This is a genomic window from Methylobacterium sp. BI1 (assembly GCF_056680125.1).
Map to the genome: position 1 here is coordinate 2644929 of NZ_CM155267.1, position 12311 is coordinate 2657239.

The window sequence follows — 12311 nt, forward strand, 5'->3', positions numbered from 1 at the left end:
ATGCGCACCTTTCCGGACATCTATCCGGACGAGATGCTCTACAGCGTCCTCGGCCGCTACGCGCGCAGCATCGGCGGCGGGAGTCCAGGTGCTATCGCCTTCGACCTATTCGGCTATCGCCGTGCAATCGCGAGCTTTGATCTGCCCGGCGGCTTGAGTGCGCTGGTCGAGCGTCTTCCCCGCGCTCGGGCGCTGACGGTCGACGAGATTATCCAGCGTACGACGCAGTTTCCCTACGAGACAGCGTTTTGCTCGGTTGAGACCCGAAGCAACCTCGTTCGAGCGATGGCTGGCAGCACTAGCGGCTATCACCTCCGCCTCGGGATTGCGGCCTTCACGACCGAGAGGACGACCCTCCTTCGGTTCTGTCCGACCTGCCGAGACGCAATGAGTGCAGCTTACGGTGAGCCATACTGGCGGCGTACGCATCAACTTCCGGGCACTCTCGTCTGCCCGGATCATGGGGAGCCCCTGCGTCTGAGCCGGGTTTCGTGTCAGACGACGAACCGCCACGCCTATTTCGTCGCGGACGATGACGCCTGCCCCATTGCGGCAATTCCGGTCGTGCGCGTGCACGACCCCAGGACGTTGCTCCGACTTGTCGAGGTGGCGAAGGCGAGTCAGTTACTGCTCAACCATCCTCCAGCGCCGATGTCTATGACCGAGATGGGGCAGCAGTACCGAAGGCGCGTCGAGGCTGCGGGGTTCATGCGTTCCCGACGCAGGGTCGATCAAACGCGTTTACTCGATGCCTTTCGCGCGCATTTCGGCCGGGCACTCGAGCTTCTGCCGGTCGGCGACCCGGGAGCTGGCGACGAGGGATGGCTCGCCGCGCTGACCCGTAAGCCGCGCAAGGCCGCTCATCCGCTGCGGCACATTCTTCTTAATCTCTTTCTGGAGGCCCAGGGGGGCGCTCGAGAGACTCGGGATGCCCCACCAGCCGCGTTTGGGGTCGGCCCGTGGCTGTGCCGCAACCCGCTTATGGAGCACCACGGTCAGCCGGTCGTGGAAGACCTGACCTGGTATCGCAATCGAGACGCCGTCGTCGGCGTCTTCGAATGCCGTTGCGGCTTCGCCTATACGCGTGGCATCGCTCGATCGGGGCTTCTGGGGCCGCCCCGATATCGTGCGTTCGGACCAAGTCTCAAGCAAACGCTTGGGGACTGGATCGCGCAGAAGCTGACCTTGCGGAGCATCGCCAGTCGGCTGCAACTCGACCCCAAGACCGTTGGGGCAGAGGCCGATAAGCTAGGATTGATTACGCCTTGGACCTGCACCTCCGTGAAGCCGAAGGCGCTGCTCGGGGGCAGACAGGAGGATACGACAGAGTCCGGTCGTCGAGGACTTCAGGCGCGACCGGCTGGCCGCAAATCCTCCCGCCCTCGGAGGAACTGGCCAACCTTGGATCTTGAACTTGTCGTGCGGCTACGTCACCTTGACGCAGTCATCCGCAGGGAAGTGACACCAATTCGAGCCAGCGTCGCGGAGTTCGAGCGACGCTTGGGACGCCGGGGGTGGTTGCGTAAGCGCCGCCGCATTCTCCCTGCCGCGAACGCGTTTCTGGACACGCATCAAGAGACAATCCCTGCATTTCAGCGCAGGAGGCTCGAATGGGTCATTCGGTCAAAGTTACCGGACGGACCGCCGGCGGCGTGGCAGGCCTGTGCCATTGCTGGCCTGGGCCGGGATTGGCTGCCCGTGGCCGAACGCATCCTGGCGGAAATTCTGACGGATTATCGCGGCCGCCACGGGCAGTAGACTGATCGGTCGCGCGCACCACCCACCGCCCTATCGTACCCTTCTGACGCAGCCTTACAAACTGCCCTCACAGAGGAGGTGCAAGATGCGCGCACGGTCAACAGCGGAGAGCGTGTTCATTGCCCTCTCTCAATATGATTGTTGCAAGTGGGGTCAAGCATAAGAGTCATTTTAAACGAGGTTGACGCCAGCAATTGGGCTGCTACTGGTGGCAGTAGACCCCTTACTGAGGGCAGTAGGATGCCGACTGATGGCCCTGATGAAGAAAACCGATGAGGACTGGCGCGCGCTGAAATTTCATGCCGGCCAGCTTTTTACGCCTTCAAGTCCGATGACGGTTGCAGAGTTGTTCGCCGGACGCTCGCAGCAAATTGATCTGTTGGCTGAAGTTGTCGCAGAACGTGGACGTCACGCTATTTTGTACGGAGAGCCCGGCGTCGGCAAGACATCAACAGCAATGATATTAAAGCATCGCATTCCGTCGTCCCCACAACTGGTTCACTTTTACAGGCATCCCGTAGTTAGTAGTGATACGTATTCGAGCATTTGGAAGGAAATTTTTAAGGGTATGACTTTTGCCACAGAAGAAGGCGGGGTTTTACGTTCCAACAACGTCGCGGAGCTATACCCCGGCGAGATCACTCAGAATGACGTAATCAGGGAAATGTCAGGTTTTAGAGAAAACATTATACCAATTATTGTGATAGATGAATACCAACAATTTAAAGATACAATCGGAGCAGGCTATCTATCAGAGACTATAAAGGCTCTTTCTGATGCCAGCTGCCATGCAACAATAATCGTTGTTGGAGTAGGAGATAATGTAGATGATCTCGTACGAGGTCATAAATCTATTACAAGGTGCTCCGAAGAAATACTTATGCCTCGTATGCATAACGATGAGCTGCATGATCTGCTATGGGCGCGAACAACTCAGTTAAATATGAAGATGGAGGGTGATGCTAAATGGAAGATTATCACCCTTGCGAAGGGTCTGCCGGCAATTGCCCATGCACTAGGTAAGAGCGCGGTCAATTCTGCAATCTCCAGAAAAAGTATGACAGTAACAGAGGAGGATGTCGATAAAGGCATTGCAGCTACAGTTGCGAGTTCAAAGCAAACCCTAAAATCTGTGTACGAACAAGCGACCAATAGCAATCAAGCTCATGCAAGGCTTAAGCATCTGATCACCGCGTGCGCCCTGACCAAGCCGGATGCCAGTGGTTGGTTTGCGCCAAAAGATGTGGTCAGCCCATTCTCAAATATTATTGGCTCTCACCGTAGGATTGATCATTTCAATGCTAATTTGAAGGAATTTGCTAGCGATAAAAGGGGTGAAATACTACAAATGAAAGGCGAGGAGAGATCCCATCGCTTCCGATTTACTGATGTAGCAATGCAGCCTTACGTCTTGATGAAAGGCATCGAGGCTGGTTTGATTGATAAAAAATCAATGTCTATTCTTTCATCTCCTGAGCAGGACGATCTTTTTTCCAGCGAGCCGTAGCGGTCTTCTCGGCTATTACTTTTCGTTGTTCAGATGAAAGGATTTTTGCCCGCAATACACTGCCAATCAGTCCGCCGCGGCGTGACTCCTCATTGGGAGTTGCAGGCGGCGGATCTTCCTTTTCCCCCGTTGCCACGTCCACGATGAACTTAGCGAGCTGGTTGGGATCGCGGGGGCGCTTGGAACTGGTCATGCCAAAGCATCTGGGTGCGGCGAGCTGGTGCCAGAGAAGCTGTGCGACTGCTTGCAGCCTGTGTGCGCTGTGATGTGCCCGAAATGCGGCGCAGCGCTGGCTGCAGTCCAAGCGTACACTGGCCCATGACAGGTTGGGCACCGTAGCGAGTAGCCCTTCAGGATCGCTCCCTCGGATGGACTAACGGGCGTCCAAACACCGTCCTGCTTGGCTTCGGCTTCGATGATCATCCCTTAATCATGCCACGGTCGCCTAGATGTTCGGTCCCGGCATGTGGTGTGACGGATCGAGCCTGAAGCGTTCTGGCTCTTTCGTCCAGGCCTGGCAGATGAACTCGTAGGGGGTAAGGCCGCGTAGGGTCTTGAGCCGGCGTCCGTAGTTGTAGGCATCCACGAACAGCTGCAGGTGCTGCCGGAGTTCTTTGTGGCTCTCGTAATGGTAGCGCTTGACCGTGGCGTCCTTGATAGTTCGGTTCATCCGCTCGACTTGACCGTTCGTCCATGGGCAGCGCGGCTTGGTCAGGCGGTGCTCGATCTTCGTCTGCTCGCACGCCCATTCGAACGAATGCCAGCGGTACAGGCGCGGCCCGTCCTGGGTCGCCCAGTAGGCGGCTGCCTTCGCTTCGACCTCCTCGTTCACTGGCTTGTTGTCGGTAAACTGGATGCCGTTATCAGTGAGCACCGTGTGGATCGTGTAAGGCACCGCCGCGATCAGATCATGTAGAAAGGCTGCAGCGATCCGTTGCGTCGCCTTCTCATGCAGTTGGACGAAGGCGAACTTGCTGGTGCGGTCGATGGCCACGAACAGGTGTAGCTTGCCTTGTTCGGTGCTGACCTGCGCGATGTCGATGTGGAAGTAGCCGATCGGGTAGGCCTTGAACTTCGAACGCTTCGGCTTGTCGCCCTCGACGTCCGGCAGGCGATTGATGCCGTGACGCTGCAGACAGCGATGAAGCGACGAGCGGGTCAGATGCGGCAGGCTCGGTTGCAGCGCGTAGAGGCAGTCGTCCAGCGGCAGCAGAGTGTGCCGGCGGAAAGCGACGATGACCGCCTCGTCCTCCAAGCTAAGTACGCTGGATCGGGGCTCCTTCGGTCCCATCCGAGCATCGGTGCTGGTCTGGCGTGAGCGCCACTTCTGCACCGTCGTGGCGCTGACGCCGTAGCGCTTGGCGGCGGCCCTCACGCTCTCTTGACGAGCTTGGATTGCCCGACGGACCGTCTCAGTCGTCGTGGCGCTGCCGTGAAGAACCTGTCCCATAGCGCGTCCCTCCAAGCGGCATCAGTCGTACCACCACACAGTGGGACCGAACATCTAGCCGATCCAAGGCCGGGTTCAACCCCGTCAGATTTCAAACTAATCCACTACCCGACTGCGGTGCTGACACCGCATCTTCACCCGACTTTAATATGTCAACATTTTTACCCGACTATTTTTTTACCCGACTTTATTTTTTCATCTGACTTTTTTCGCCGTGGACAGGTGACGGTCATTCCACCGTGACGGTCATTCCACAGTCACTGACTTGGCGAGGTTGCGGGGCTGGTCGACGTCCTTCCCCATGGTCACCGCCGCGTGGTAGGCCAGGAGCTGGATCGGGACGGCGTAGAGGATCGGCGCCACCGCCGGTTCGACTTCCGGCATCATCACCGTCGCCAGGGTCTCGAGGCCGTGCGCGGCCGCGCCGGTGGCATCGCCGATGAGGACGATCCGCCCCCCGCGCGCGGCGACCTCCTGCATGTTCGACACCGTCTTCTCGAACACCGCATCGTGCGGCGCGATCACGATGACCGGCATCGCCTCGTCGATCAGGGCGATCGGGCCGTGCTTGAGCTCGCCCGCCGCGTAGCCCTCGGCGTGGATATAGGAGATTTCCTTCAGCTTCAGTGCGCCTTCGAGGGCGAGCGGATAGGCGGTGCCGCGGCCGAGATAGAGTACGTCGCGGGCCTTCGCGATCTCCTGGGCCAAGCCCTGGATCTCGGATTCCTGGCGCAACGCCTGCGCCATCAGGCCGGGCATGGCGATCAGCGCGTCGACGAGGCGGCGCTCCTCCGCGGCGTCGAGATGCCCCCGGGCCCGGCCCGCCGCGATGGCGAGGCACAGGAGCGTCGTCAGCTGGCAGGTGAAGGCCTTGGTGGAGGCGACCCCGATCTCGGGTCCGGCGAAGGTCGGCAGCACGGCATCGGATTCCCGCGCCATGGTCGAGGTCGGCACGTTGAGGACCGCCAGGATGTGCTGGCCCTGGGCGCGGGCGTAGCGCAGGGAGGCGAGGGTGTCGGCGGTCTCGCCCGATTGCGAGATCACCAGGGCGGCCTCGCCTCGGCTGAGCGGAGCCTCGCGGTAGCGGAACTCGGAGGCGACGTCGATCTCGACGGGCAGGCGCGCCAGGCGCTCGAACCAGTACTTGGCCACGAGGCCGGCATAGTAGGCCGTGCCGCAGGCGGTGATGGACAGGCGCGTCAGGTCGGCGAAGTCGAAGGGCAGCGTCACGGGGAGCCGGACGCGGCTCGCCGCGAGGTCGATGTAATGGGCCAGGGTCCGGCCGACGACTTCCGGCTGCTCGTGGATCTCCTTGGCCATGAAGTGGCGGTGGTTGCCGCGGTCGACCAGGTAGTTCTGGGTCACGATGGTCTGGCGCGCCCGGGTGGCCGGCGCGCCCGCGGCATCCCGGATCTCGGCCCCCTGGCGCGTCAGCACGGCCCAGTCGCCGTCCTCCAGGTAGGTGATCGAATCGGTCAGCGGAGCCAGCGCCAGGGCGTCCGACCCGAGATAGGTCTCGCCCGCGCCGAACCCCACCGCCAGGGGAGCGCCGTGGCGGGCGCCGATCAGCAGGTCGGTCTCGCCGGCGAACAGGAAGGCGAGGGCGAAGGCGCCGCGCAGCTGGGGCAGGGTGGTGGCCACCGCCTCCACCGGGTCCAGGCCGCGTTCCATGTGCCAGCTCACCAGCTGGGCCACGACCTCGGTGTCGGTCTCGGTCTCGAAGGCGACGCCGTCGGCCTCCAGCCGCCGCTTGAGCGTGCGGAAGTTCTCGATGATGCCGTTATGGACCACCGCCAGCCGGGCGGTGGCGTGCGGATGGGCGTTGGTCTCGTTGGGCCGCCCATGGGTCGCCCACCGGGTATGTCCGATGCCGATGGGGCCGGTGAGCGGCGACTGGATGAGCTTGAGCTGCAGGTTGACGAGCTTGCCCTCCGCCCGACGCCGCTCCAGCCGGCCCGCCTCCAGGGTCGCCATCCCGGCGGAATCATAACCCCGGTACTCGAGGCGCCGCAGCGCCTCGACCACGGGCCCCGCAACCGCCTCGCGGCCGACGATTCCGACGATTCCGCACATGGGTGGACTCCTGAAGGCTGAGAGGAAGGCAGGATCAGGCGGCGCGCAGGGGCGCCGTCAGCATCGTCCCGGCGGCCTGGGGCAGGTCGCGCCGCGGCGGCTTCGCGCCGAGGGCGGCCAGGGCGTCGGGCGAGCCGACGATGACCCGGCGCTCGCCGCGGCGCAGACGGGCCGGGTCGCGGGCGATCGTGATCGGCTTGCCGGAGGCCAGGATCATGCCCTCCAGCACGTCGCCGATGCGGGTGGGCACGCCCGTGCACAGGTTGACCACCCCGGAGGCCGCCGGATTGGCAGCGAGCTCGGCGAGGGCCCAGGCGACATCCTCGACAAGGAGCATGTCGCGGCAGACCTCGATGTCGCCGGTGACGAGGGTCCCGCCGCCCGGACCGATCGCGTCGATCTGGCGGGCGAAGTCGCCCAGCGCGAGATGGCCGGGCAAGCCCCGCCCGATCGGGTTGAAGATCCGCGCCACGAGTACGCGGATCCCGGTCTCGGCCGCGAAGGTGAGGGCGGCCCGGGTCTGGGCGAGCTTGCTCCGGCCGTAGGCCGTGAACGGTGCGCAGAGCGCATCCTCCCGCACCGGGACCCCGTCGACCACGGCGTCGCCGTACTCGGCCGCGCTGCCCGCCAGGATGACGGTCGGCCGCAGCCCGGTGCGGCGCAGGGCGGCGAAGAGCGCCTGGGCGAGGCCGACATTGACCGCCTGCAACCCCTCGGGCGTGCCCTGCGTCGCACCGGCGAGGTGGAACACCGTGGCAGGCCGGAAGTGGTCGAGGGCCTTCCCCCAGGTCGCGACGCTCCAGTGCCCGGGCGCCACGGTCCAGTGCTCGGCCCGGACGTCGCGCCGGGTGCCGACCGTCGCGACGGGCAGCCCGCGCCCGTCGAGGTGGGCGGCGAGGGCCCGGCCGATGAAGCCACCCGCGCCGCTGATCAGGATGCCGCCGCCCGGCTGATGCGACGACATCGGGTCACGAGGCCAGGAACAGGCTGCGATCCGAGACGAACATCTGCTGCGCGAGGGCGAAGTCGTCGGGACGCCCGATGTCGAGCCAGACGCAATCCTCGTGGAAGCAGGCCACGTCGCCGCCGGCCGCCTTCACCTTGGCGATGAGGTTGGGCATGTCGAGGTAGGTGTTGGGCACGAGGTGCTGGCGCACCGCCTCGCGCGACAGGGCGTAGACCCCCATGCTGACGAAGTGCGTGCTCTTGGGCTTTTCGCGATAGGCCGTCATGCGGCTGCGCTCGTCGATCTCGATCAGACCGAAATCGATCTTCACCTCCCGCTCGAACACCCCGATCGAGATGTCGGCCCCGGCCTCGCGATGGGCCGCCATCATGTTCTTGAGGTTGAGGGTCGTGAGAAGGTCGCCGTTGGTGACGAAGAAGGCCTCGTCGAGGTCGTCCAGCATGGCGCCGAGGGCGCCGGCCGTGCCGAGGGGCTGGTCCTCGAGCCGGTAACGGATGTTGAGGCCGAGGCGCTCGCCGTCCCGGAAGAACGCCTCGAGCAGGTGACTGAGGTGGTTCACCGCCAGGATCACGTCGGTGATGCCGGCGCATTTCATCTGTCGCAGCAGCAGTTCCAGGACCGGCATGTCGTTGAGCGGCATCAGGGGCTTGGGAAACAGCGCGGAATAGGGATGGAGCCGCGTCCCCTTGCCGCCGGCCATCACCACCGCCTGCTTGATCGCCGGCGTCGCGGCGACGTGCGGCACCAGGCGCTCGGATGCCGCGTCGTAGAGATGCAGCGCATGCGCAGCGTCCGAAGATCTCAGATGATGATCCGCCCGGTCTGGAACGACTTCAAGCATTGCGCCCTCCTAAATTTCACAATCAAAATTGAATTTACGTCTCTCGAATATTATCTCCACGGACAGGATTAACGGATTTTTAAGACTTCATAGCAACTGACTTGGTGGGCTTAGCGGCCGCATCCAAGGGAAGCGCGCACTAACCCGATTTCGCTACGACGTAGGGCAGTTGGGGGGATGCTCGCCAAAGCGTGAAGGCCGGACGTCGCTCCGGGCTTCAAAGCATCGCTCCGACGGCCTTAGCGTTAAGTCGCATTTACGGACTTGCCTCGAAAAGCTTGATGCGTGGCCTCACCGGTCACAGCTCCGCTCCAGGCCCGTTCACCCGCATGTCGCCGATCGCATCCAACGAGGCCGAACGCCTGGCGGCCCTGCGGGCCCTGGCCCTGGTCGGCAGCCCGCCCGAGCCGCATTTCGATGCGGTCTGCCGGACGGCACAGGCGCTGTTCGACGTGCCGACCTGCCTGGTCTCGATCGTCGAGGAGCGGGAGCAGTGGTTCAAGGCCCGGTGCGGGCTCGATCTGGAACGGACCCCTCGGGCGGTCTCCTTCTGCAGCCACGCGATCCTCTCCGACGCGATCCTGGTCGTCGAGGACGCGACCCAAGACAGCCGCTTTTCCGCCAACCCCCTGGTGACGGGCGAGCCGCACATCCGATTCTACGCCGGCGCCCCGCTCATCCTGCAGCCGGGCATCCGGGTCGGCACCCTCTGCCTGATCGATTCGAAGCCCCGTACCCTCTCGACGCAGCAGGCCGACCAGCTCGCGGATCTCGCCCGCATCGTCGCCGCCCACTTGCGGCTGCAGCAGACGCTGGTGGCCAACCGGGCTCATGCGGACGAGCGGGCCCGGGCGGAACGGGCGCTCCAGACCAGCGAGGCCCATTACCGCCGCCTCGTCGAGGGTGTCAGCGACCACGCCATCTACATGCTCGATCCGGCCGGGCTGGTGCGCAACTGGAACGCCGGCGCCCAGCGGATCCAGGGTTACCATGCCGAGGAGATCGTCGGGACGCACATCGCTCGCTTCTACGGCGAGGACGACCGCCGGCAGGGAGCACCGAAGGGCGCCCTCGACACCGCCCAGCACCTCGGTGTCTTCAAGGACGAGGGCTGGCGCCTGCGCAAGAACGGCGAGCGCTTCTGGGCGAGCGTGGTGATCCACCCGATCCGGGACGAAACCGGGACGCTCCTCGGCTTCACCAAGATCCTGCGGGACTCCACCGAGCGGCGGGCCGCGCAGATCGCCCTGCAGGCGAGCGAGACCCGCTATCGGCTCCTGGCGGAAAACTCCTCCGACGTGATCATCCAGAGCGACCTCGACACGACCCGGCGCTACGTCTCGCCGGCTTCCATGACCGTCCTCGGCTACACCCCGGAGGAGATGATCGGGCTGCGCCCGATGGACTGCGTGCATCCGGACGATGCCGAGGCCTACCGGTCCGTGCTCGACGGCCTGACGTCCGAGCGGGTGGAGCGGACCGTCAGCCAGCAACGCTACCGGCGCAAGGACGGCACCTGGATCTGGACGGACATCTCCTTCACGCTGACCCGGAATCCCGTCGACGGCCGCGCCACCGGCTACGTGGCATCCCTTCGGAACATCGATGCCCGCAAGCGGGCCGAGCGCGCCGCGGCGGAGAGCGAGGCCCGCTACCGGGACGTGGCCGAGACGGCGCACAACGCCATCCTGGCCCAGCTCGCCGAGGGCGTGATCGTCACGGATACGGCGGGCCGAATCACCCTGGTGAACGAGGCCGCCGCCGCGATCCACGGCGTGGCGCGCCTGGACGTCGAGCCGGACGACTACAGCAAGTCCTACCACCTCTACACCGAGGACGGCGCGCCCTACGTCCCGAGGGACCTGCCCCTGGCGCGGGCGGTGCGGGGGGAGAGCGTGCAGGATGCCCGCTGGCGGGTGCGGCGGCCGGACGGCGTCGAGGTCCTGGCGATCGGCTCGGCGCGGCCCCTGGTCGGTCGCGACGGACATCAGGTCGGCGCCGTCCTGACCATGCGCGACGACACGGCGCGCGACGCCGCCGAGCGCTCCCTGCGCGCGAGCGAGGCCGCCCTGCGCGAGCTGAACGCGACGTTGAGCGATCGCGTCGCCGCCCGCACCCGCGACGCGGAGACGGCGCGGCTGGAGGCGGAGCGCGCGAGCGCGGCCAAGACCGACTTCCTGGCCTCCATGAGCCACGAGATCCGGACGCCGCTCAACGCCATCATCGGCTTCACCGACCTGATGGTCAGTTCCGGCCGGCTCCAGCCCGATCTGCAGCGCCAGGCCGAACTCGTGCGCACCTCCGGGGCGGCCCTGCTCACGGTGGTCAACGACATCCTCGACTTCTCCAAGGTCGAGGCCGGCGCCATCGCGCTGGACCGGCAATCCTTCGACCCCTACGCCCTGATCGACAGCTGCCTGACCATCATCCGCGGTTCGGCCGAGCAGAAGGGCCTGGAGATCCGGTCCGTCGTCGATCCGGCGATCCCGCACAGCCTGTTCGGTGACGAAGCGCGCCTTCGGCAGGTGCTGCTCAACCTCCTCAACAACGCGATCAAGTTCACCGCGCAGGGCGGCGTCACCCTCAGCGTCCGGCACGCGGGTACCGACGAGACCGGCGCGCGCCTGCGCTTCGGCGTGTCGGATACCGGGATCGGGATCGCACGGGACCGGCAGGACCGGCTGTTCAAGCGGTTCTCCCAGGTCGACGGCTCGATCGCGCGGGATTTTGGCGGCACCGGCCTCGGCCTCGCCATCTGCAAGCAGCTGATCGGCCTCATGGGCGGTGAGATCGGCGTCCTGTCCGAGGCGGGCGTCGGCGCCACCTTCTGGTTCGCCCTGACCCTGCCGCCCGGTGCGGACGCACGGCCCCGCGCGCTGGCGAGAACCGCATGCCCGCCCCGCCGGAGCGGGCGCCTGCTGGTCGTCGAGGACAACCCGATCAACCAGGAGCTCGCGCGCGCGGCCCTGGAGATCGGCGGCTACGCGGTCGACGTGGTCCCGGACGGGGCATCCGCCGTCCGGGCGGTGGCGGAGACCGCCTTCGACCTCGTGCTGATGGACGTGCAGATGTCCGGCATGGACGGGCTCACGGCGGCCCGCCGCATCCGGACCCTGAACCTGGCCGCCGCCGCGATGCCGATCATCGCCATGACGGCCAACGTCCTGCCCGAGCAGATCCGGATGTTCCGGGAGGCCGGGATGGACGACCATATCGGCAAGCCGTTCAACCGGGCCGCCCTCTACCAGATGGTCGACAAATGGCTGTCGTCGGGGTCAGGGGCGGTCCCGCCCGCCGATCGAGCGGCCGTGGAATCCGACCTTCTCGATCGCGGCGTCTACGACGAGATCGTCGCCCTGATCGGCGCGCCGCGCACCACCGGCCTGCTCCAGGCCCTCGCGGAGGAACTCGACACCCGCTTCCTGCACGAGGCCGAGACCGAGGCGGACCGCAACGGCCTGCGCTTCGAGGCGCATAGCTGCGTCTCCTCGGCGGGGACCCTCGGCTTCACGGCGCTCTCGGATGCCTGCCGCGCCCTCGAAGGCTGCGACGAGCAGCGGATCGCGCAGGCCGGGCTCGAGACCTTTCACCGCCTGCTCGGCGAGGCACGGATGCTGGCCCGCCGATCCGCCGCATGCGCGGCGGCGCTGGCGGCCTGGGGCCGGCCGCGGGCGATCAGCCCGGCGCCCCCTCCGCGCACCGCCGTCGGCTAGGG

Annotated in this window: 8 protein-coding genes; 3 read left to right on the forward strand and 5 right to left on the reverse strand. The window is 65.1% G+C overall.

All coding sequences use genetic code 11. The annotated features are described in order from the left end of the window. Positions 1–1758 (forward strand): TnsD family Tn7-like transposition protein, encoded by a 1758-nt coding sequence (locus tag AC1MGR_RS12485; protein ID WP_480231788.1) that lies wholly within the window; start codon positions 1–3, stop codon positions 1756–1758. A 250-nt stretch (positions 1759–2008) separates the two neighbouring features. After that, positions 2009–3265, forward strand: coding sequence for an AAA family ATPase (locus AC1MGR_RS12490; RefSeq protein WP_480231789.1), 1257 nt, complete (start codon positions 2009–2011; stop codon positions 3263–3265). Here AC1MGR_RS12490 and AC1MGR_RS12495 read toward each other — a convergent pair. The 5 genes from AC1MGR_RS12495 to AC1MGR_RS12515 form a co-directional block, all read right to left on the reverse strand. Further along, the gene (locus AC1MGR_RS12495) at positions 3216–3458 is read right to left on the reverse strand and encodes a histone H1 (RefSeq protein WP_480231790.1); all 243 of its coding nucleotides are present in this window, start codon (positions 3456–3458) and stop codon (positions 3216–3218) included. The two genes, AC1MGR_RS12490 and AC1MGR_RS12495, sit on opposite strands and share 50 nt — an antisense overlap. Before the next feature lie 252 nt (positions 3459–3710). Next, a complete protein-coding gene (locus AC1MGR_RS12500; protein ID WP_480231791.1) occupies positions 3711–4715 on the reverse strand; it encodes an IS481 family transposase in 1005 nt (334 codons plus the stop codon). A 246-nt stretch (positions 4716–4961) separates the two neighbouring features. Then, complete coding sequence (gene glmS, locus AC1MGR_RS12505) at positions 4962–6788, reverse strand: glutamine--fructose-6-phosphate transaminase (isomerizing) (RefSeq protein WP_108039470.1); 1827 nt, start codon at positions 6786–6788, stop codon at positions 4962–4964. Positions 6789–6822: 34 nt separating this feature from the next. Further along, positions 6823–7752: an SDR family oxidoreductase gene (locus AC1MGR_RS12510; RefSeq protein ID WP_108039468.1), complete on the reverse strand. Its 930-nt coding sequence runs from the start codon at positions 7750–7752 to the stop codon at positions 6823–6825. 4 nt (positions 7753–7756) lie between these two features. Further along, on the reverse strand, positions 7757–8596 hold the full coding sequence (locus AC1MGR_RS12515; protein ID WP_480231792.1) for a sugar phosphate nucleotidyltransferase: 840 nt from the start codon (positions 8594–8596) through the stop codon (positions 7757–7759). 329 nt (positions 8597–8925) lie between these two features. On the opposite strand from AC1MGR_RS12515, the gene AC1MGR_RS12520 reads away from it, so the two are divergent. Next, a complete protein-coding gene (locus tag AC1MGR_RS12520) occupies positions 8926–12309 on the forward strand; it encodes a PAS domain S-box protein (protein WP_181259749.1) in 3384 nt (1127 codons plus the stop codon). Positions 12310–12311 lie beyond the last annotated feature (2 nt).